The organism is Salinibacterium sp. SWN1162 (genome assembly GCF_015864675.1).
Taxonomy (GTDB): domain Bacteria; phylum Actinomycetota; class Actinomycetes; order Actinomycetales; family Microbacteriaceae; genus Rhodoglobus.
In genome coordinates, this window is record NZ_JADYWT010000001.1 from 597,854 (window position 1) to 619,326 (window position 21,473).

Consider the following 21,473-nt stretch of genomic DNA (forward strand, 5'->3'; position numbering starts at 1 on the left):
GGCGCTATGGCAACTCAGAAGCCCGAACCCTCGGCTGACAACGCACGCGACGCCCACAATGCTGCCGACGTGCACCCCGCAGAACTCGACGAGCAGCATCCTGCGGGAGATGACCAGCAGGATCACTCCGCAGCCGAAGATGCTGTACACGAGAGTGACTCCGAGGATGCCGCCGAGGGCACCGAAGCCGAGGGCGACAACTCGCGCCCGGACCCCCTCCTCGCGCGAGACGGCTCACCCGCCGCCGCGCTCTGGAGCCTCAACTCGCGCTGGCGTCACATCAACCACGGCTCCTACGGCGCCGTCCCCGTCTTCGCTCAATTACGTCGCCTTGCGTACCTGCAAGAAACTGAAGCCGCACCCCAGCGCTGGTTCGGCGCTGCGCCCGAACGAGTGGCGAATGCCCGGGCCGCCCTCGCCGACTTCATCGGAGTGGATGCCGACCGCTTCGCTTTCGTGCCCAACGCCAGCGCCGGCATGACGGCATCCATTCGCGCACTGCAGCTCCAGCCGGGCGACGAGGTCGTCATCACCGACCACGCCTACGGAGCGGTCACATTCTCGGCCAAGCGTGAAGCCCGCCAGCGTGGGGCCAAGGTGCGCACGGTGCCCATCGAGTTGGATGCTTCACCGGAGCAGATCGTGACCGTGCTCGGCAAGGCGCTCGCCCAAAAACCTGCAGGCCTCATCATCGACGCTTCCACCTCCGCTACGGCGCGCGAGTTTCCGGTCGCGGCGCTCGCGGAGCTGGCCAAGAAGCACGGAGTTCCCCTGCTCGTGGACGCAGCCCATGCGCCGGGCGTACAGAGCCGGCCTGCAGAAGGCGTCACGGCATCCGCGTGGGTCGGAAACCTGCATAAGTTTGCGTGTGGTTTTCGTGGCGCTGCGGTGCTCGTCGCCGAGAAGAAGTTCGCGAAAGAGCTGTACCCGGTAATCGACTCGTGGGGCATGGATGAGCCGTTCCCCGCACGCTTCGACCACCAAGGCACCCTCGATTACACGCCCTACCTCGCAAGTGTGGACGCGATCACGGGTCTCGAAGCTCGCATCGGGTGGGACGCGATCCGCACGTACATCGAGTCGCTTCTCGAATACTCGACCGATGTCGTTGCCGATGCGCTCGACGCCGCGTCAGGCGAAGAGTCGCGCGTCGATGTTGGAGCGCCAGCGCCCGGAATGCGCCTGTTGCGGCTGCCCGGCACCATGGTGACCAACCATGCAGATGCACTGAACCTTCGTCAACGCATCACCGACGAGCTGGGATTCGAAACCCAAATCACGTCGTTCCGTGACACCGGCTACCTTCGTCTCTCCGCTCACGCCTACAACACGGCAGATGACTACGAACGATTTGCGGAAGATGCTGTTCCGGCTTTGGTGAGCTGGAGTCGCGAGAGCTAGCGGCTGCGAAGCACGCTCAGCGCTTCTCACGATCAGGCCTTAACGACAAAGGCGAGCATCCGGCCCCGAGGGGTTAGATGCTCGCCTTTGCTATAAAACGTTGCGGTGAAGATGGCCTATTAGGCGCTACGGCTTTCGTCGTCGTCTTCATCGTCTTCGGTGTCGTACTTATCGCTGTACGAATCACCAGCGGAGTACTCCGGCCATTTCTCACTGTCTTCGGAAACCGGGACAGTGCTTTCTGAACCGCCCAACTCTCGAGCGAGCGCGCCGTAGTTGGTGTCAGGGCTGAAGTACTTCAAATCCCGAGCAACCTTGGTGTGCTTTGCCTTTTGACGGCCGCGTCCCATGCGAGACCCCCTCATACGTCTGTCCCGGTGCGCTGACGGTGGCCAGCGAACGAGCGAACAGGGATGGATGAAAACTAACCTGAAGTTTAGCACGCAAGAAAGAAAGAAAGGTCTGGGTTCACGGTGCACACGGAGCGTTTGGGCGGGTAACGTTAGCGCGTGACATCCACCACTGAAACTGACACCTCCGTTGTCGTGATCGGTGCTGGCCAAGCGGGCCTCTCTGTTGCCTTCTATTTGCGGCGACTCGGTCTCGACCCCGGCAACGATTTTGTGCTGCTCGACCGCGGTCCTGGAGCGGGTGGAGCGTGGCAGCATCGCTGGGAAGCTTTGCGCATTGGCTCGGCCCATCGCATCAATGATCTGCCGGGCCTTGACGAGCTCGGGTTGAGCTTTGAAACCGCAGACCGTCACATGCCCGCCAAAAAAGTTGTTGCCGACTACTACCGGGCCTACGAAGATCACTACGGGCTGCAGGTCGTTCGTAATGCGGATGTCCTTGCCGTCGATAACTTCGGCGAGCACCTGAACGTCACGTTCTCGCTCGACGGCGAAGAGACCAAAACGGTCAGCACGATGCTCGTCATCAATGCGACCGGCACGTGGGGTGCTCCGTTCATTCCCTGGTACCCCGGCCTCAAATCGTTCGACGGCCGTCACCTTCACACGAGTGAATACCGCAGCGCTCGCGAATTCACCGATCAGAGTGTGGTCGTCGTGGGCGGCGGAACATCGGCGATCGGCTTCTTGCTCGAACTCGAGAACCTCGCCTCGAACCTCACCTGGGTCAGTCGTCGCCCGATCGACTTCCTCGAAGACGGCCCCCTCAATCTTGAAGCGCGCAAAGAAGCGGTGCTCGTGCAGGATGAAGCAGCGCGGGCCGGGCGCGTACTGCCCAGCATCGTCAGCGGCACGGGCGTTCCCCGCACCCGCCGCATCCAAGCCGGCATTGAACGTGGCGTTCTCACGCCGCGCCCCATGTTCTCGAGTATCGAACCGAGCGGAGTGCGCTGGAAAGACGGCGCCTTCCAGCAGGCAGATGCCATCATCTGGTCGACCGGTTTCCGGCCAGAGTTACGCCACCTTGCTCCTCTGAAGCTGCGCGAAAAAGAGGGCGGCATTGCTGTCGGTCAGGGTGTTGCGTGGAAGGACCCGCGCGTCTTCTTCGCCGGGTACGGTCCGCAGGCATCCACCATCGGTGCCAACCGAGCGGGGCGGATGATCGCCCGCCAGGCCATTGCCACGCTCAGCAAGATTCAAGCCATGAAGAACGGGCGTTAGCTAGCCCGCGGATGCCACCGCGCGAATGAGGTCGCGCAGCTCGCTGAGTTGGGGCCGGTTGTCGCTCGCGCGCCACTGCATTTCGAGTGCCAGTGTTGCTGGCTGCGCGAGTGGAATTGCCACAAGGTCTTCGGGCAAATGGCCAACGAGCGCAGCGGAGACGAGCGAGAAGGCGCGGGCTTCTGACAGAAGGTACAGTCGCGATCCGACGATGCGGGGCGGGCTCACGAGAAGCAGCGGAGTAAGCCCTCGCGAAGTGCAGATCTCGAGCAGGTAGTCGAAGTAGGCGGGGTTCTGCTCGCGCGGCCACAGCAGCAGCGGCAGATCGCCGAGCTCGGGGAGTTCGAGCTGGGCGGAACCCGCTAGCGGGTGCTTGCGGCTGAGAGCGACGAAGACCTGTTCGCGCACAATCACTTCGGTCTCGTAGCCCTCGGTGGCATCCAGAAAACGGCCGAGGCCGATGTCGGCGTGTTCGCTCTCGAGGCGGGTGGAGACGCCGCCCGTGTCGACGAGAACGTCTTCGATGCGCACAGCTGAAAGACTCTGCTCGGCCCGACTGATCACGGCGGGGAGGAGTCGGTTGACCACGCTCGGCGACGCGACGATACGGGCCGTGCGAACGCGGCTGGGTTCGTATAGCTGCACGGTGCGAATAACGTGATTCGCGTGCGTGAGCAGCTGGCGACCCTCGGTCGCCATCGCTTCACCGGCGTCCGTGAGGGTGGCAGAGCGGCCCGAGCGGTCGAGGAGGGCAACCCCGAGAGCGCGTTCGAGGCGACTCACTTCTTGACTCACGGTCGGCTGCGAGATCTCCAGTGCATCCGCGGCCCGCCCGAAGTGCCCGGCGTCGGCCACGGCAACGAAAATCTCCACCTGACGCAACGTGAGTTTCATAGGCTAAGGCTATCTAAACTGCCACCACTCTTTCTGGTTTCTTTGCAATCGACTGGCTACGGTTGGAGCACCAGCGCGCCTCCGGCGAAGCCTCAGCGACGAGCACCAGCGAAGAAAGAGATGGACTATGTCTACTCCCGTCATTCACGTTTCCCAGGAAGTTCAGGATGCGGTTCGCGAGAACCGCCCCGTGGTCGCCCTCGAATCGACCATCTTCACGCACGGTCTCCCTCGCCCGCGCAACCTTGATGTTGCTCTCGAAGCAGAAGCCGGGCTGCGCGCCCGAGGCGTGACGCCCGCCACCGTCGGTGTCTTCAACGGCGTAGCGACGGTCGGTCTCAGCACCGAACAAATCACGGAACTCTCGAACACCGACAAGATCGCCAAGGCCAGCCTGCGCGACCTTCCCGTCGTTCGGGCGCTCGGCATCCACGGCGGCACCACAGTTGCCGCCACCGCCTTCCTCGCCCACCACGCTGGGGTGAAGGTCTTCTCGACCGGCGGCCTCGGCGGCGTGCACCACGGAGCCTCCGAAACCTTCGACGAGTCTGCCGACATGACCACGCTCGCGCAGATCCCGATCCTCGTCATCAGTGCCGGGGTGAAGTCGATTCTCGACATCCCCGCCACCCTCGAGCGCTTCGAAACCCTCAACATTCCCGTCATTGGTTACGGCACCACCCAGTACCCGGGGTTCTACGTCACTGACTCGGGATTCAGTATCGGCTACTCGGTAGACACCCCCGAAGAAGTAGCCGCGGTCGTGAACGCCCGCGACGAGCTCGGGCTGCCACAGTCGGTATTGCTGGCCAACCCGGTTGCCGCCGACAAGCAGCTTCCGCCAGATCAGCTCGACGACATCCTCGCCCGCGCCTGGGCCGAAGCCGACAAGCAGGGCATCAGCGGAAACGCTGCGACGCCGTTCCTTCTCGACTTCATCCAGAAGGACACCAAGGGTGTCAGTCTCGACGTCAACGTTGAGGTCTACCGCGGCAACGTTGCTCTCGGCGGACTCATCGCCACGGCGCTCACCCGCTAGCGGCGAACCCCTCGTGCTTGGAATCATCGGCGACCTCGTTGAAGACGTTGTCGTCTGGCTGGCGGAACCGCTGAGGCATGGCACCGATACGGCGGCCGAAATTTTTCACACCCGCGGCGGTAGCGGCGCGAACGTCGCAAGTTTCGCAGGCGGACTTGGCCCGACGAGATTCATCGGCTGTGTGGGAGACGATAACCTCGGCACCTCGCTCGTGGAAGGGCTCGAGGCTCAGGGCGTTGATGTTCGGGTACAGCGCAAGCACGTCACCGGCACCGTCATCATCCTGATCGATCACGATGGTGAACGGAGCATGATTCCGAATCGTGCTGCGTCGACCATGCTCGATGAGGTTCCGGATGAGTGGCTCGACGGTCTCGAACTGCTGCACGTTTCGGCGTACTCCTTCAACGGAGCGCCCGTCGGTGAAACCGTGATCGATGTAATTCGTCGTGCGAAGCAGCGGGGGATTCTGGTGTCGATCGACGTCTCCTCGACTGGCATGCTGGCGCAGTTTGGTGTCGACCGTTTTCTTGATCTCATGGTCGATCTCAATCCCGACTTCTTGATCGGCAACGAAAGCGAGATGGCCTGCCTCGGCATGGTCGTCGATGGCCACACCGGAGCTGTGGCCGCGCGCCTAGCGAACACGATCATCGTCACCAAAGCGGGAGCGTCGCCCACGATCGTGCATGAGCCAGGGCAGACGGTGATGGAGGTAGCTGTGCCGCCGGTTCCTGAAGTTCGCGATCTCACGGGCGCTGGCGATGCCTTCGCCGCCGGGTTTTTGACCTCGTACCTCGCCAGCCGAGACCTGCAGAAGGCGTGCGTGGGCGGTCACGCTTCCGCAGCCCTCGTGTTGGCTTCGCCGGGAGCGTCATCCGGAGCAGCGTCTAAAATCGACGAGTAATGACTTCTCTCTTTGTGAAAATCTGTGGCATCAGTACGCCGGATGCCGCCCTGGCGGTAGCCGAGGCGGGTGCCGATGCGATCGGGTTCGTCTTCGCTCCCGGCAGCCCGCGTCTCGTGACTCACGAACAGGCGCTCGCGCTCACGCAGGGGTTGCCGTCGCGGATCGAGACCGTCGGCGTTTTTCGCAACCAGCCGATTGACGAGGTGCTCGCTACCGCTCGCCGTGCCGGCGTCGCGACCGTGCAATTGCATGGCGATGAAAGTGATGCTGACTTCGACCGGCTGCGCGCCGAGGGCTTCGGCACAATTCGGGCGATCTCAGTAGAGGACTATCGCCGCCGCAGTCTCGCCGGGGATTTGCGAGCGGATGACCGGCTCCTGATCGATGCCGTCGAGCCCGGTGCTGGCGCTACCTTCGATCCCGCGCTTCTGGAGGGCACCGCTCTGCCGGAGTCCTGGATTCTCGCCGGTGGGCTCACGCCCGACAACGTCGCCGAACTCGTGCGCACGCTGCAGCCCGGCGGGGTGGATGTCTCCAGCGGCGTCGAAGCGAGTCGCGGCGTGAAGGATGTGTCGCGCATCCGCGACTTTATTGCTGCTGCTCGTTCTGCCTAGCGCCCGCTCGGTGCGGGGGATCAACGGCGCTAGCCGCTCGGCTTAGGAAGCTAGCGCGATCAACCCGAAGTAGGTTGCGGCCGCGACGCCGATGCCGCCGACCAGGTTCGCGAGCACGCTGATCACGGCAACCCGCATCCGCTTCAGCGACACGTTTTGCATCGTCTCTACGCTGAGCGTGCTGAAGGTCGTGAGGCCACCGCACAGCCCGGTGAGCAGAATGATTTCGAGGTTCGCGTCGATGGTGCCGAGGTGCGCCAGCCCGGCGAGGGTGCCCCCGAGCGCTGAACCGACAACGTTCACGACAAGAACGGCCCAGGGAAATCTCTTGTGCGACGCGAACGCGCGCGCCGTCAGATAGCGCAGCACTGCCCCGATGGCACCCGCACCGAGGATCGCAAAAACCACGCCGGCCGTCATTCGTTCACCAGGTCGGGGCGGCTCTGTCGAGCGCGTCCCAGATAGAGTCCGAAAGCAGCAGCGGTGAGACCAAGAACGAGAGTGGCTGCGACGTAGATGACGGCGGGTAGCCACTGATCGGCACCGATGAGGTGAACGGCGGCCACGGCGAGCGCGGAGAAGGTAGTGAACGAGCCGAGGAGCCCAGCCCCCAGACCGGCACGAGCCCAGGCCGGCGACGGCGCCCAGAGTTCGGCGACGACAAGGGCGAGAACGAAACTGCCCAGAATGTTGGCGATCAGGGTGGAGACAGGGAAGAGCCCGTCGTTCGTGGCGAACGCCAAGTCAAGGGAGAAGCGCAACCCAGTGCCGACTGCACCGCCGACCGCGACAGCAGCTATTTCACGAATCATGTGCTGCCTTTCGTGGGCCAATGCTCAAGCGGGTGCCGTCTACACGATCACCCTAGGGCAATTGGCGGATGCTCCGCGTCATCCATCCCGCTCGGCGATGCCCCGCACAGTCCTAGACTGAAGCCATGACCCGAACTGCTGCGCGCCGCCGTCGTTGGCCGTGGATTGTGCTTGCTGTTGTCGTGGCGCTCCTCGTGCCCATTGCGATCATCGTCGTGCCGATTCTGACGCACGAGAGCGCGGGTCAATCGAGCCAGCAGCTCGTCGACGGAGAATGGCCGCTGTCGGTCACTGCCGAGGGCGATGACGGTCGTACCCGCACGTTGACTCTTGCTGGAGAAAATGGCGAACCGATCGACACCGAGGCGCTCGTTCGCGATGAGCGGGTGGTCGTGACCGGAACCGGGTACGACGGCACTCAAGGTGTCTACGTTGCCGTGTGCGTCATCCCCGAAACGCCTGCTGACAAGCCGGGGCCCTGCATCGGCGGCGTACCGAGCCAGCAGCAAGAGAACGTTGCGGAGGGCACGGTGCAGTGGGCTCCCAGTAACTGGATCAATGCTGACTGGGCGTGGCGACTCTTCGGCGCTCGCAGTTATGACGACACGGCGACCGGCACCTTCACCGCGTATCTCGAGCTGGGAGACCCGCTCGGCGAAGACGCCGACTGCATCACCAACGAATGCGGCATCTTCACGCGTAACGACCACACGGCGCTCAATGACCGTGTTCAGGATGTCTACGTTCCCGTGCGCTTCACGGAGTAGAGCGCTGCTGCGGCGAATAACGCTTGCGGCATAACCTGCTGCGCCGGTGAGAGCGCTCGGAGATAGCAACAGCGGCTAGCAAGAGTGGCTAGCTGACGGCGACGTCGGGGGTCGGCTCCGGAACTGCTGTTTCTGCCGAGACGGCAGCGGGCACCATGAGCCGCGGAATCGTGAAGTGCACGATCGGGCCGATGAGCAGTGCAAACGCGAGAGTGCCCCAGCCGAGGTTGCCGCCGAGGATTGCGCCGATGGTCAGTACGACGAGTTCGATGCTGCTGCGCACGATCCAGATTTTGCCGCCGTAGCGGTGGTGGATGCCCGTCATCAGGCCATCCCGCGGCCCCGGCCCAAAGCGTGCCCCGAGGTAGAGCCCCGTGGCGATGCCGAGGAGCAGTAGGCCAGCGACGAAGACGAGGATGCGCAGGGCGAGTCCTTCGATTTCGGGGAGCATCCACAACCCGAGCTGGGCGCTGGGCCCGACGAGGGCGACGTTGAACACGGTGCCGATGCCGGGCTTCTGGCGGATCGGGATCCACAGCAGAAGCACGATGAGGCCAATGATGTTGGTGACGAAGCCAAAGGGGATTCCCGTGCTGAGCGAGACGCCCTGGCCAAGAACATCCCAGGGGGCCACTCCGATTTCCGCACGAATCATGAGCGCAATGGCGAAGCCGTAGAAGAACAGGCCGAAGCCGAGCTGCGCGATGCGTCGCGTCATGGTGAGGCGGGGAGTCATAAAAGCATCCAATTACGAAATTGGACTCGGAGCAAGAGGCCAATCGGGCTAGTGTGGCCTCATGAATAGCCTTTCGGCCCGTGCATTGGTCGTCATGATGGGCGAGTGGCGTGCCGCCGGAGCCAATGCTGCCTATCTGGCCGTCTCCGACCGCATCCGACTTCTCATCATGGATGGCCGCATCCTGACCTCAACGCGCCTGCCGGCTGAACGGGAGTTGGCGCTCGCTCTCGGCGTGAGCCGCACCACGGTGACAGCCGCGTATTCGGCTCTCCGCGAGGGCGGGTATGTCGAGAGTACGCGCGGATCGGGCAGCGTTGCCCAATTGCCTCATCGTGCCAGCCTGATTCCCGATCCCGCCGCCCCTCAGATGCTCGACTTCAGTAAGTCGACGATCGCGGCGGCTCCCGAAGTAATCGAGGCGTCTCGCCGAGCAGCAGAACAATTGCCGGCGTACTTGGGGGAGTCGGGTTTCGACCCGGTGGGTATCCCTGTACTGCGGGAGGCGATCGCTCAGCGGTACGCCGACCGCGGTCTGCCCACGAGCCCCGACCAAATCATGGTGACGCTCGGCGCGCAGCACGCCATCGCGCTCATCTCTCGCACGCTCATGTCGCGTGGCGACCGTGCCCTCATGGAGAACCCGAGTTACCCGCACGCCCTCGATGCGCTGCGGGCGGCCGGCGCTCGCCTCGTTCCGGTCGGGGTCTCGACCGAGACCGGCTGGGATGCCATCGCCGTCGAGCAGGCCATCCAGCGCACGAGCCCTTCGCTCGCCTATCTCATGCCCGACTTTCACAACCCGACGGGCCAATCGATGCCTGACGAGTTGCGTGAGAAGGTGCTGTCGCTCGCAGCGCGACACGGTACGGCCGTGATTGCCGACGAGACGATGGCCGAACTCGACCTCGATGGCGCCGGCAGCCGACTGCCCTTCGCGGCACACGGCAATGCCATCTCGGTGGGCTCGGTCGGCAAGACAGTCTGGGGTGGACTGCGCACCGGCTGGATCCGCGCCGACCACGCCACCATCCGCCAACTCGTTCGTGCTCGCTCCGCCGGTGACCTCGGCACCCCGCTGCTCGAACAGCTCGTCGTCACCAACATTCTTGAGAGCTATCCGATGATTCTGGATGCTCGGCGCACGTCTCTTCGCGCCGGCCGCGAGCACCTCTCCTCCCTCCTCGCCGAGCAACTGCCGTCGTGGCAGGTGCCGCACACCCCGGGCGGAATGACCGCGTGGATCAACCTCGGCCAACCCGTGAGCTCACAACTCGTACTTGCTGCACGCAATGAAGGACTCGTGATCGCCGCCGGTCCGCGCTTCGGGATGGATGGCGCGTTCGAGCGATTCCTCCGCATTCCGTTCAGCATGGGGTCCGCAGAATTGGAACAGGGCGTCTCGGCGCTCGCCGCAGCCTGGTCGACCGTGATGCGGCATCCGTTCTCGCCGGCCAGCAGCGAGTTCGCGAACGTCGTCTAACGCTCTGCGAGCCAGAGGGCGGGAATTCGCCTGCCTGCGAGGCCGCCAACCTCCGGCAGGTTTTACGCAGATGTAATCTCGCGAGAGTACGCGGAATACTGAGCGTGCTGAGAGAATTGATTTAACCAAGAAGTGGTTTTACGACCGCGCCCGCGTTTAACAGCAACGAAAGTTCCCTCGTGCATCTGCTCTCCGTTTTCTCCTTGCGTAACCGCGCTCTGATCGCGCTCGTCACGATCGTCATCGGAATTTTTGGTGGCGTGGCTCTCACGTCGCTCAAGCAGGAACTGATCCCGTCGCTGTCGTTGCCGCAAATCTTCATCGTCTCGACCTACCCGGGCGCATCACCCGAGGTGGTCGATAAGGACCTCGCGGGGCCGCTCGAAGCCGCCATTCAGGGCGTCGAAGGGCTCGAGTCCACGACCGCAACCTCAAACTCGAACTTCGCCAACATCTCGGCATCGTTCGAGTACGGCACCAACATTGCCACCGCCGAGCAAAAGATTCAGCTCGCCATCAACCGCATCTCGGGCCAGCTGCCCGATTCGGCAGATACCCAAGTCTTCACTTTCAACTTCACCGACCTGCCGGTCGTGCAGATCGCCGTATCGAGCGACCTCGACCCTCTCGAACTCTCGAACAAGCTCGAAGCCTCCACCCTTGTTGAGCTCAATAAGTTGGATGGCGTCAGCGACGCTAGCTTGCTCGGAACCGCCACTCAGCGCCTGGTTATCACTCCCGACCAAGACGAACTCTTCATCAACGGTCTGAGCAACCAAGACATCCTCTCGGCTCTCGATGACAATGGCGTGCTGCTGCCCGCTGGTGAAATTACCGAAGACGGTCAGACCCTCACGGTGCAGGCCGGCCAGCGAATCACGACAGCGGACGGCGTTGCCGAACTGCCGCTGCTCGGTGGCTCGAACACCGATGTCGTCACGATCTCTGACGTCGCTACCGTCGAGGTCATCGACGACCCCGCGACCGGCATCTCGCGCGTCAACGGCGAACCCGCACTGACAATCGCGATTACCAAGAGCCCCGCCGGCAATACGGTTTCTGTCTCCGAAGCCGTTCTCGAAGCGATCCCCGAGCTCGAAGACGCCCTCGGCAGCAACACTCAGTTCACCGTCGTGTTCGACCAAGCGCCCTTCATCCAAGAGTCCATCGATAGCCTCACGACCGAAGGTCTGCTCGGCCTCGTCTTCGCCGTGATCGTGATTCTGGTGTTCTTGCTGTCGATTCGTTCGACGCTCGTCACGGCGATCTCGATTCCGGCATCCGTGCTCATCACCTTCATCGGTATGCAGGTCTCGGGTTACACGCTCAACATCATCACCCTCGGAGCACTCACGATCTCGATTGGTCGAGTGGTGGATGACTCGATTGTTGTTATCGAGAACATCAAGCGCCACGTCTCCATGGGAGAGCCGAAGCTGCAGGCCATTCAGAACGCGGTGAAGGAAGTTGCGGGAGCCATCACGGCATCCACCGTGACGACTATTGCGGTGTTCCTGCCCCTTGCCCTTGTCGGCGACATCACGGGAGAGTTGTTCCGCCCGTTCGCGCTGACGACCGCCATCGCGCTTGCCGCGTCGCTCTTCGTATCTCTTACAATCGTGCCGGTACTGGCCTACTGGTTCCTTGGCAACAAGGTCGCGCCGCGTCACACAGAGGCTGCCGTCGAGCACGCCCACGCTGCCGGCCTGCCGCAGGAAGAGAAGACCAACGCCCTGCAGCGCGGCTACCTGCCCGTGATCAAGTGGACGCTGAAGCGCCCGCTGGCGACGCTGCTCGCTGCAGTGTTGCTGCTCGGCGGTACCGTGGCGCTGATCCCGTTCATGAAGACGAACTTCATCGGCGACAGTGGCCAGAACACGTTGACGGTCAACCAGTCCTTGCCGCTCGGCGCCAGCCTTGAAGCTCGGGATGACGCGGCCAAGAAGGTCGAAGAGGTTCTGATGGACCTCGACGGTATCGAAACCGTGCAGCTCTCCATCGGCTCCAGCGGCGGCTCGCTGCGGGCCGCATTCTCGGGCAGTGGCGCCAACGCGTTCTCGCTCACGACAGACCCCGATCTCGACCAGACTCAGTTGCAAGAAGATGTGCGCGACGCTGTCGCTGGTATCGAGGATGCCGGCGAGATCACCCTTGCCGCCGCCTCCAGCGGCTTCGCTTCGAGCGACATTGAGATCAACGTCACCGCCACTAGCGACTCTGAACTGCGTGAAGCATCGGATGCCCTGCTCGAGCAGGTACGTGACCTCGACGTCGTCGCCGAGGCCACCAGCAACCTCTCAGAGCAGCAGCCCTTTATCTCGATCGTCGTTGATCGCGACAAGGCCGCAAAGCTCGGCCTCAGCGAGATCGCGGTGGGCGGAATTGTCACGGGCGCGATGAACCCGAACGCGGTCGGTAGCGCCGTCATCGACGAATCGACGCTGTCGATTTACATTCTCAACGACCTCGCCCCCACCACGATCGAGGAGTTGCAAGACTTCGAGATCCCCGGTGCGACCGGACTCGTTCCGCTGACGGACGTCGCAACGGTCTCCGTCGAAGACGGCCCCGCGAGCATCACCTCGGTGAAGGGTGTGCGCAGCGCAACCCTGAGCGTGACGCCGAGTAGCGACGACGTGGGAACGGCATCCGCCCTGGTCGCGACCGCTGTTGACGAAGCAGAATTGCCCGCCGGTGCATCGGCTGAACTCGGTGGTGTTGCCACCGAGCAGACGGACGCATTCCAACAGCTCGGCCTTGCCCTGCTTGTTGCAATTCTGATCGTCTATGTCGTGATGGTTGCGACCTTCAAGAGCCTGCGCCAGCCGCTGCTCTTGCTCGTGTCGGTGCCGTTCGCGGCCACGGGAGCTATTGCGCTTCAGGTGATCTCAGGCATCCCGCTCGGTGTCGCGTCGCTCATCGGTGTGCTGATGCTGATCGGTATCGTCGTGACCAACGCGATCGTGCTTGTTGACCTCATCAACCAGTACCGGGTCAAGGGCATGCGGGCGCACGACGCCATCATTGAGGGCGCGTCACGTCGACTCCGCCCGATTCTGATGACGGCTGCCGCCACGATCTTCGCTCTGCTCCCGCTCGGTATCGGTGTTACCGGTCAGGGCGGCTTCATTTCGCAGCCGCTCGCCATCATCGTTATCGGCGGACTGCTCTCCTCGACGGTTCTGACGCTCGTGGTTCTTCCGGTTCTCTACTACGTCGTTGAAGGCGCCAAGGAGCGCCGCGAAGACAAGAGAGCAGCGGGAACGGATCGCAAGAGTCGGCGTGCCGCCAAGAAGGCCGGTCGCGAGACTTCGGTAGCGGCTCCCGCCGAGTAACCGGCAGCCGTCCGCGGCAGTTCGCGGCGCATCCTCACCGTTCGAACCCATTTCCCCCAGATGCTTTAAGCTGGTCTGGGGGAAATGGGGATTACTTCATGATCGATGCTGGGGGAAGCAGCGCACTGGGACAGCAGATTCCGGTGCCGATGGTACGCACAGAAACGCTCAGTTGGGCGCAGAAATCGTGGGCATCAAGCTCCACTATCTGGCCAACAATTCCCCCGAAAGTCGCGCCCTTGACGGTCGCCACGCACGTGCTTTTTGCGCTGTTCCTCGTGGTGGCGCTGGTGGGTGCCAGCACGTACTTTTTCGAGTACTTGGCGACGAGCGCTACCGAGTTGAATCGTCAGCTCGTTGTTGGCGTGATTGCCGCTCAACTCGTGATCGCTGTCGCGGCAGTAACGATGGCTCGCTTCAATCTCGCCGTGGGTGCTGCACGCTTGTTCTTCCTCTTCTTTGTCGTTTCTGCGGTGTTAGCGGCGATCACCACGGTGCTCGCCATCGTTTTTGATCCCGAGTTGGCCTTCGCTTTTTCGACAATTCCGCAGCTTGCCAACCTGCCATCCCTCGTCGTCGCCGCAGTTTTCGTCGCGCTCTCGATCGTGGTCTGGGTGAAGATAACCGACCAGGTCAGCAGCTTCACGCGCTGGCGCTCGACCGTACTTACTGCGATGGGAGCCGTCTTTCCTCACGGGCAACGCGAGCGCCACTTTGCCAGCGCGCCCGTCATGGTCGACGCGAACTCGGGGGAGCTCGAACGTCGCCTCGCTGTCGCCGAGCGGCTGACGGCGCCACTGCTCGAACAGCTCATCCGCATGCCGGCCGTGACGGTCGTTCAGGGTCTCGAAGTTCCGGGGTCTCGCACGGCGCATGTTGGGCACGCGGTTGTCGCCGGCAACCAGGTCGCGTTCATCGATTCCTTGCTGTGGGCGCCGGGAGAATATGCTCTGGATGCGTGGGGCCGAGTGGTGCGCGACGGCAAGATCGACGAACACATTAACGTCACTACCGCGATCGCTGAACAGCGTCTTGCGGCCGATCGGCCTCAATTGGTGACCAAGTCGTGGGCTGTCGTGCACCGGCTGGCGGATGCTCCGCTCACGATTGCGTGCGAGCCCAACAATGCCGTGCGGCTTGTCACGCCCGAGGAGCTGCTGCGCGAAGTGGGCGAGTGGCTTGCTCCCGTTGGAGAGCAGCTTGATGTCTTCGCGCTGCAGTTCGCGGTCAACTCCCGCCTCAAGTAGAGCGCGGGCATCCGGCGCGCTCTCGCTATCTAGCGGCTCATGCACTAAAGTGGCTGAGTCGGCTCAAGACAGCGCGAAATCTCGCGTATGGGTTTGTAAGTCTTGCGGGCCGGTTTGCCAGTCCATCCAACTGGTGACAATCACACGAATGTATGTGACGGCCTCGGTCAAAGACTGCCCGGGTTCAGTAGTGCAGCGTACGAACACTCAAATCAATTGATGGCTAGCTAGTCAACCTTTAGCTAATTACATCGGCGAGTGTTGGCGTGCGCGCGTGCTCCACGCACTAGATGTGTTCCATCTAAGAACAACCCGGAAAGAACAATGCCTAAATTCAATAAGCCTGCCACCGGACGTGGCAATAGCGACTTCAACTCTGGTGCTCCCAAGCGCGGCGGTTCACGCAGCGAAGGTCACCGCGGATTCCGCCCTGACCAGGGCGAAGCCCCCAAGCGCCGGTGGAGTGCGGATGACCGTGCCGCTCGTACCGGCGACAACCGCTCCGGCGCCGCTCGCGGCGGCCGCGGCGACAGCCGTCCCGACTGGACTCCTCGTGAGAAGCCTGCCCGTGGTGCACGCCCCGAGCACGGCGACCGCAACGACCGCCCTTCGTATGGCGACCGTCCCCAGCGCAACGAACGCGGTGCCTACGGCGACCGCCCGCAGCGCGACTCGCGCCCCGAGCGCGGAGGCCGTCCCTCCTATGGTGACCGTCCCGACCGCAACGACCGCGGTGCTTCCGCTGGTCGTAGCGAGCGTCCCTCGTACGGTGACCGTCCTGACCGTGGTGGCCGTCCCGAGCGTGGCGGTTACGCCGGTCGTTCAGAGCGCCCGTCGTACAACGACCGTAACGATCGCGGTGCTTCCGCTGGTCGTAGCGAGCGTCCCTCGTACGGTGACCGTCCTGACCGTGGTGGCCGTCCCGAGCGTGGCGGTTACGCCGGTCGTTCAGAGCGCCCGTCGTACAACGACCGTAACGATCGCGGTGCTTCCGCTGGTCGTAGCGAGCGTCCCTCGTACGGTGACCGCCCCGAGCGTGGTGGCCGTCCGTCGTACAACGACCGCACTGAGCGCCCCTCGTACAACGATCGTGCTCAGCGCACTGAGCGCCCTGCGTACAACGACCGCAACGACCGTGGCTCACGCCCCGAGCGTTCAGAGCGTCCCGCGTATAACGATCGCGCTCAGCGCACCGAGCGTCCCTCGTACGGTGACCGCGGAGCATCCGCTGGTCGCACCGAGCGCCCGTCGTACAACGACCGTGCCCAGCGCACGGAACGCCCTGCCTACAACGATCGCGCCCAGCGCACGGAGCGCCCCGCGTACGGCGACCGTCCCGACCGTGGCAGCCGTCCGTCATACAGTGACCGCAGCGACCGCCCGCAGCACAGCGAGCGTCGCGAAAGCTCCTACTACCCGAACCGTGACGAGAAGTCCTCGCACGAGCTGCAAGAAGATGTTGTTCTTGAGCGTCTCGAAGCGAAGGCAGTCACCGCCAGCGATGTAGAAGGTAAGACCTTCCTTGACCTGGGTATCGGCTCGAACATTTCGCGTCAGCTCGCGTCCATGGGTGCAGAATCGCCATTCCCCATCCAGGCAGCGACCATCCCCGACGTTCTCGCCGGCAAGGATGTTCTCGGCCGCGGAAAGACTGGATCGGGCAAGACCATCGCTTTCGGTGCGCCTCTCGTGGAGCGCCTCATGGAAAACAATGGTGGCAAGGATCGTCAGATGGGCCGCAAGCCGCGCGCCCTCATCCTCGCTCCGACCCGTGAGCTTGCTCAACAGATCGACCGCACCATTCAGCCCATCGCTCGCAGCGTTGGCCTGTTCACCACGACCATCGTGGGTGGCGTTCCTCAGTACAAGCAGGTTGCTGCCCTCACCCGTGGTGTCGATGTCATCATCGCGACCCCCGGCCGTGTTGAAGACCTCATCGAGCAGGGTCGTCTCGACCTCAGCCAGGTGAAGGTCACTGTTCTCGACGAAGCAGACCACATGTGCGACCTCGGGTTCCTCGAGCCCGTTCAGCGCATCCTGCGCGAGACCAGCGAAGGCGGACAAAAGCTGCTGTTCTCCGCAACTCTCGACAAGGGTGTTGCCACGCTCGTCAAGGAATTCCTGGTTGACCCGGCCGTGCACGAGGTTGCTGGTGAAGACCAGGCCTCATCAACGATCGACCACAAGGTTCTGCTCATCGAACAGCGCGACAAGCGCGCCATCATCAAGCAGCTCTCTGCCGGTACGGGCAAGACTCTCGTCTTCACCCGCACGCGTGCGTTCGCTGAAGAGATGGCTGAGTTCTTGAGCATGGGTGGTACCCCCGCCACGAGCCTTCACGGTGACCTTAACCAGTCGCGTCGTACTCGCAACCTGCAGATGCTCACGAGTGGCAAGGTCAACGTGCTCGTCGCGACAGACGTTGCAGCCCGCGGCATCCACGTGGATGACATCAGCCTCGTTATTCAGGCTGACGCTCCCGAGGAGTACAAGACGTACCTGCACCGTGCTGGCCGTACCGGTCGTGCCGGCAAGGTCGGAACCGTCGTGACGCTCATCCCGCGCAACCGTCGTCGCAAGATGGACGAGCTCCTCGGCCGCGCCGAGATCGATGCAGAGTCGGTCGACGTAGCGCCCGGTGATTCGTTCGTCGACAAGCTGGCCGCGCTCTAACAAGCACCCCGCTCACCCGAGCACACGAAAGCCCCGGATGCCCCGCTCACGTGGTCGGCATCCGGGGCTTTCTGCGTTTCTTCGGTCGCTGTTGCTGGGCGGAGAACCGGGCTCTCGCTGCGGAGTAAAGTAGCGATTGAAACGGGCCACGCCGTCTCCAGTGACTAGAGAAGGTCTTTCGTGAATCCGCAGCGTGAGGAGAAAAGCTCGCCGGGAACACGTTCCGCGCACCGCCGAAAACTCCCCACTCAGCGAGTGCCGCTGTGGCTGCGAATCGTACTGACGGTGGCCGTTTTGGCGCCAGTGCTCTGGTTCTTCGTGATCCCGCAATTTGCTGATGCCGAAGAGTCGTTTGAGGCCGTGAAGGATGTGTCGCCGTGGCTGATCGGCGGCGCTCTGCTTCTGCAAGTGCTTTCGCTGGTGTCGTACAGCTCGTTGAGTGGAACCGTGCTCGGATGGGGAAAGCTGCGGTTTCGCACCCTGCTCCGCATCGACCTGTCAGACCTCGCGCTCAACCACACTCTTCCCGGAGGTGGGGCTACAGCGGCCGTCGCTAGGTTCCGCTTTCTCACGGCGGAGGGCATCCCGGCTAAACGCGCGCTCAGCGTGGCCGCAGTGCAGGTCGCGATCTCCAATGTGGCGCTCACGATGGTGTTTGGTGCGGGCATCGTTCTCGCTCTCGCGCAGATTCAGGGCGACACGAGTAACTATGTGCTCGCCGGTGTCGTCGTCGTAGTTCTGGTGGGTTCGTTGGTGGGCGGAGCCTGGCTTCTGATAGCGCGCACCGAGGGCGTAGCGCGGTTCGCCACAGTGCTCGAACACCGCTTCCCGTTCATCGGCAATCGGCTCTCGGGGCTCGTGCGATCCATCGCTGGCGATCTGCGTACCCTCGGTCACGACCGGCGCAGACTCGTTTTGGCGGTGCTTTTTGCGCTCGGCAATTGGGTCTTCGACGCCGCCTCCTTGTGGGTGATGCTTGCCGCCTTCGGGCATCCGCTCGCTCTCGGCCCGCTCCTGACCGTGTACGGAGTGGCGAGCATCATCGCGCTGTTGCCGCTGACTCCGGGCGGGATTGGTTTGGTCGAGGGAATCACGGTGCCCGCGCTGGTCGGGTTTGGGGTTCCCCAAGCTGCCGCCCTGCTCGGAGTTATCGGATGGCGCGTGGTCGAGTACTGGCTGCCGATCCCGGTGGGTGCCGGCGCCTACCTCTCCCTGCGTTTGAGCCGCCTCCGACGGGCCGCCTTAAGAAACCACTCGGCCGACAGCCGCCTACCTCATACCCAGCACGACCGTAGCCTCAGGAACCCCTCATGACCGCAGCGTCAGACCAGAGCACCTCCGCCAGCAACAGCGACAGCGACAGCGACAGCGACAGCGATGGCGCCGCCAACGCCGCTGAGGCTGAATCCGCCTCCCCGCTGTGGGCTTCTGATGAAGAGTCCCTGCACGCCAGTCTCGGCAGCACTCCGGCTGGATTGACCTCTGAAGCAGCAGCCAGCATCCTTGACCGCGTCGGCCCTAACCGACTCAACACTCGCACCGAAGACTCAGCGTGGCGTTTGCTGGGCAGGCAATTCATCAGCCCGATCGAACTCATTCTGATTGCGGCGACCGTGCTTTCTGGCGCGCTCGGCGACTGGACGGATGCGGCCATCATTCTGGTCATTTTGCTGCTGTCGGGAATGCTCGGCTTCTTTCAAGAGCGCAACGCGGGGCGAGCGATGAGCGCGTTGCTGGCCACAGTAGAGATTTCCGCTGTCATAAAACGGGACGGCAAAAATACTGATGTTCCGGTCAGCGAAGTGGTACCGGGCGATGTTGCGGTGGTTTCCGCTGGCGATCTCATCCCCGGCGACTGCCGGGTGCTCAGCTCAAATGCGTTGACCGTCGACGAATCGGCGTTGACGGGCGAAACATTCCCCGCCGAAAAGTTGCCGGGCACTGTGGCGGCTGAAACCCCGATCACGGGGCGCAGTAACGCGGTGTTCCTTGGTACTCACGTCTCCAGCGGAATGGGCACCCTGCTTGTGGTGCGCACGGGCGCACACACGGAGATCGCGGCGATAGCGGACCGACTCGCGACGCGGCCACCACAAAATGGTTTCGAGCGCGGGATGACGTCGTTTGGTGTTCTGCTCACCAGACTGATGGTTGTTCTCGTCGTCGTGATCTTCGCCATCAACCTGATCTTGCAGCGGCCGATCATTGATTCGGCTCTGTTCTCCTTGGCGCTTGCTGTCGGGTTGACGCCCCAACTATTGCCAGCGATTGTGAGCATTAGCCTCTCTCAGGGCGCGAAAATGATGGCGAGAACGCGAGTCATCGTGCGTCGTCTCGACGCTATTGAAGACTTCGGGTCGATGACCGTATTGTGCTCAGACAAAACCGGAACGATGACCGCGGGCGAGATTGAACTCGATAGCGCGGTCGCTCTTGACGGAACACCGAGTGCCCGGGTGGCGGAACTGGCTAGCCTCAACGCTGGGCTTCAACTCGGGTGGAAGAATCCGATTGACGCAGCCATCATTGCCGCGAATTCCGTGTCGGCATCGGCGGTAGCACTCGACGAAATTCCTTATGACTTCCACCGTAAGCGCCTCAGTGTGTTGGTGCGTCGCAGTCCGGGGGAGGAAGCTGTCCTGATTTCCAAGGGCGCGCTCGATCCGATTCTGGCGGTGTGCTCGCATGCGGCAGGCGCCGAGGGCACGGTTCCCCTTGCCGACGTGCTCGAGAGCGTCCACCAACGTTTTGCTGAGCTGAGCGCTCAAGGTTTCCGGGTGCTTGGCCTCGCGACTCGTCACCTTTCCGGGCAGGAGAAAGTATCGACCGACGACGAAACGGGGATGACCTTGGTCGGACTGCTGACGTTTGCTGACCCCGTGAAGGCGGATGCCGCGAGCACCCTCGCTGATCTGAACGCGAGCGGGGTGTCTGTTCGGATGGTCACGGGCGACAACCGGCTGGTGGCGGCGCATGTCGCCCAGCAGGTGGGGCTCGACGTCGGCACGGTATTCACGGGATCCGATATTGATGCACGCGACGATGCCGCGCTGGCCATCGCGGTGCAGTCAGTACAGGTGTTCAGCGAGCTGAACCCGGTGCAGAAAGAGCGCATTGTGCACGCGTTTCGAACTGCGGGAGAAGTGGTCGGCTATCTCGGTGACGGCATCAATGACTCTCCGCCACTTCACGCTGCCGACGTGGGTATTTCGGTCGACACCGCGGTTCCCGTTGCCAAGCAGTCCGCGGCAATCGTGTTGCTTGATAAAGACCTGCGCGTGATTCTCGATGGTGTCCTTCAGGGCCGTCGCACCTTTGCCAACACCATGAAATACATTTTCATGACCACGAGTGCCAATTTCGGCAACATGCTCAGCATGGCGATCGCCGCGCTCGTGCTGCCGTTCCTACCGTTGCTGGCCGGCCAGATTTTGCTCATCAACTTACTGACGGATCTGCCGGCAACGTTCATTGCCACCGATTCCGTTGACAAGGCGCAACTTCGCCGCCCGCAACGGTGGAATGTAAAGCTCATCCGCGACTACATGTTTGTCTTCGGTGCCCTCAGCTCGGTGTTCGATCTGGCCACTTTCGCAATCCTGCGCTGGGGTTTCGACGCCGAGGCGCCGGAGTTTCGTAGTGCCTGGTTCCTTGCCTCGATCCTTACCGAGGTCGGGGTGTTGTTTGTGCTCCGAACTCGCGGGCGGTTCTATCGAAGCAAGCCAAGTCGTTGGCTCGTGATTTCCAGCATCGTTGTCGTGATCGTCGCAGTCGCGATTCCATACTCGCCGGCTGCTTCGCTGCTGCAGCTCGTGCCGATCCCGCTTGAGTTGTTAGCGCTGGTGCTGCTCGTGACTCTTACCTATGTGATTGCAACCGAACTGGTCAAGCGGATTTTCTGGCGTCGGTGAGCTGAATGACCGCTGCCGCT

At 62.8% G+C, this 21,473-nt stretch carries 17 protein-coding genes; 12 read left to right on the forward strand and 5 right to left on the reverse strand.

Annotated features, from left to right (window positions below; genetic code table 11):
• Nucleotides 1-6: 6 nt before the first annotated feature.
• A complete protein-coding gene (locus I6E58_RS02775; RefSeq protein WP_197130150.1) occupies nucleotides 7-1,401 on the forward strand; it encodes an aminotransferase class V-fold PLP-dependent enzyme in 1,395 nt (464 codons plus the stop codon).
• A gap of 119 nt (nucleotides 1,402-1,520) precedes the next feature.
• Here I6E58_RS02775 and I6E58_RS02780 read toward each other — a convergent pair whose 3' ends face one another.
• On the reverse strand, nucleotides 1,521-1,751 hold the full coding sequence (locus tag I6E58_RS02780; protein WP_129072378.1) for a DUF3073 domain-containing protein: 231 nt from the start codon (nucleotides 1,749-1,751) through the stop codon (nucleotides 1,521-1,523).
• Nucleotides 1,752-1,910: 159 nt separating this feature from the next.
• On the opposite strand from I6E58_RS02780, the gene I6E58_RS02785 reads away from it, so the two are divergent.
• On the forward strand, nucleotides 1,911-3,032 hold the full coding sequence (locus I6E58_RS02785) for an NAD(P)-binding domain-containing protein (RefSeq protein ID WP_129072377.1): 1,122 nt from the start codon (nucleotides 1,911-1,913) through the stop codon (nucleotides 3,030-3,032).
• Here I6E58_RS02785 and I6E58_RS02790 read toward each other — a convergent pair whose 3' ends face one another.
• Entirely contained in the window at nucleotides 3,033-3,926 is an 894-nt protein-coding gene (locus I6E58_RS02790) for a LysR family transcriptional regulator (protein WP_197130153.1), read from the reverse strand.
• A 127-nt stretch (nucleotides 3,927-4,053) separates the two neighbouring features.
• On the opposite strand from I6E58_RS02790, the gene I6E58_RS02795 reads away from it, so the two are divergent.
• From I6E58_RS02795 to I6E58_RS02805, 3 genes are read left to right on the forward strand one after another with little or no spacing between them, the layout of a single operon-like run.
• The gene (locus I6E58_RS02795; RefSeq protein ID WP_197130156.1) at nucleotides 4,054-4,965 is read left to right on the forward strand and encodes a pseudouridine-5'-phosphate glycosidase; all 912 of its coding nucleotides are present in this window, start codon (nucleotides 4,054-4,056) and stop codon (nucleotides 4,963-4,965) included.
• Between the two features lie 13 nt (nucleotides 4,966-4,978).
• On the forward strand, nucleotides 4,979-5,872 hold the full coding sequence (locus I6E58_RS02800) for a carbohydrate kinase family protein (protein ID WP_197130159.1): 894 nt from the start codon (nucleotides 4,979-4,981) through the stop codon (nucleotides 5,870-5,872).
• On the forward strand, nucleotides 5,872-6,489 hold the full coding sequence (locus tag I6E58_RS02805) for a phosphoribosylanthranilate isomerase (protein WP_197130163.1): 618 nt from the start codon (nucleotides 5,872-5,874) through the stop codon (nucleotides 6,487-6,489). Before I6E58_RS02800 ends, I6E58_RS02805 begins: the two co-directional genes overlap by 1 nt.
• A gap of 42 nt (nucleotides 6,490-6,531) precedes the next feature.
• Here I6E58_RS02805 and I6E58_RS02810 read toward each other — a convergent pair whose 3' ends face one another.
• Nucleotides 6,532-6,909: a CrcB family protein gene (locus tag I6E58_RS02810; protein ID WP_129072372.1), complete on the reverse strand. Its 378-nt coding sequence runs from the start codon at nucleotides 6,907-6,909 to the stop codon at nucleotides 6,532-6,534.
• Complete coding sequence (locus I6E58_RS02815; RefSeq protein WP_197130166.1) at nucleotides 6,906-7,301, reverse strand: CrcB family protein; 396 nt, start codon at nucleotides 7,299-7,301, stop codon at nucleotides 6,906-6,908. The genes I6E58_RS02810 and I6E58_RS02815 overlap by 4 nt, the downstream gene beginning before the upstream one ends.
• 125 nt (nucleotides 7,302-7,426) lie before the next feature.
• On the opposite strand from I6E58_RS02815, the gene I6E58_RS02820 reads away from it, so the two are divergent.
• Nucleotides 7,427-8,068, forward strand: coding sequence for a hypothetical protein (locus I6E58_RS02820; protein WP_197130169.1), 642 nt, complete (start codon nucleotides 7,427-7,429; stop codon nucleotides 8,066-8,068).
• 88 nt (nucleotides 8,069-8,156) lie between these two features.
• On the opposite strand, the gene I6E58_RS02825 is transcribed toward I6E58_RS02820, so the two are convergent.
• Nucleotides 8,157-8,804, reverse strand: coding sequence for a YitT family protein (locus tag I6E58_RS02825; RefSeq protein WP_197130172.1), 648 nt, complete (start codon nucleotides 8,802-8,804; stop codon nucleotides 8,157-8,159).
• Between the two features lie 61 nt (nucleotides 8,805-8,865).
• On the opposite strand from I6E58_RS02825, the gene I6E58_RS02830 reads away from it, so the two are divergent.
• The 6 genes from I6E58_RS02830 (at nucleotide 8,866) to mgtA (ending at nucleotide 21,453) form a co-directional block, all read left to right on the forward strand.
• Nucleotides 8,866-10,287, forward strand: coding sequence for a PLP-dependent aminotransferase family protein (locus I6E58_RS02830; RefSeq protein WP_197130175.1), 1,422 nt, complete (start codon nucleotides 8,866-8,868; stop codon nucleotides 10,285-10,287).
• A 179-nt stretch (nucleotides 10,288-10,466) separates the two neighbouring features.
• Nucleotides 10,467-13,622 (forward strand): efflux RND transporter permease subunit, encoded by a 3,156-nt coding sequence (locus I6E58_RS02835; protein WP_197130178.1) that lies wholly within the window; start codon nucleotides 10,467-10,469, stop codon nucleotides 13,620-13,622.
• Between the two features lie 98 nt (nucleotides 13,623-13,720).
• Nucleotides 13,721-14,869, forward strand: coding sequence for a hypothetical protein (locus I6E58_RS02840; protein WP_197130181.1), 1,149 nt, complete (start codon nucleotides 13,721-13,723; stop codon nucleotides 14,867-14,869).
• Between the two features lie 324 nt (nucleotides 14,870-15,193).
• Nucleotides 15,194-17,542 (forward strand): DEAD/DEAH box helicase, encoded by a 2,349-nt coding sequence (locus tag I6E58_RS02845; RefSeq protein WP_197130184.1) that lies wholly within the window; start codon nucleotides 15,194-15,196, stop codon nucleotides 17,540-17,542.
• Nucleotides 17,543-17,722: 180 nt separating this feature from the next.
• Nucleotides 17,723-18,856 (forward strand): lysylphosphatidylglycerol synthase transmembrane domain-containing protein, encoded by a 1,134-nt coding sequence (locus tag I6E58_RS02850; RefSeq protein ID WP_197130187.1) that lies wholly within the window; start codon nucleotides 17,723-17,725, stop codon nucleotides 18,854-18,856.
• The gene (mgtA, locus tag I6E58_RS02855; RefSeq protein WP_197130190.1) at nucleotides 18,853-21,453 is read left to right on the forward strand and encodes a magnesium-translocating P-type ATPase; all 2,601 of its coding nucleotides are present in this window, start codon (nucleotides 18,853-18,855) and stop codon (nucleotides 21,451-21,453) included. The genes I6E58_RS02850 and mgtA overlap by 4 nt, the downstream gene beginning before the upstream one ends.
• The last annotated feature ends 20 nt before the right edge of the window (nucleotides 21,454-21,473 follow it).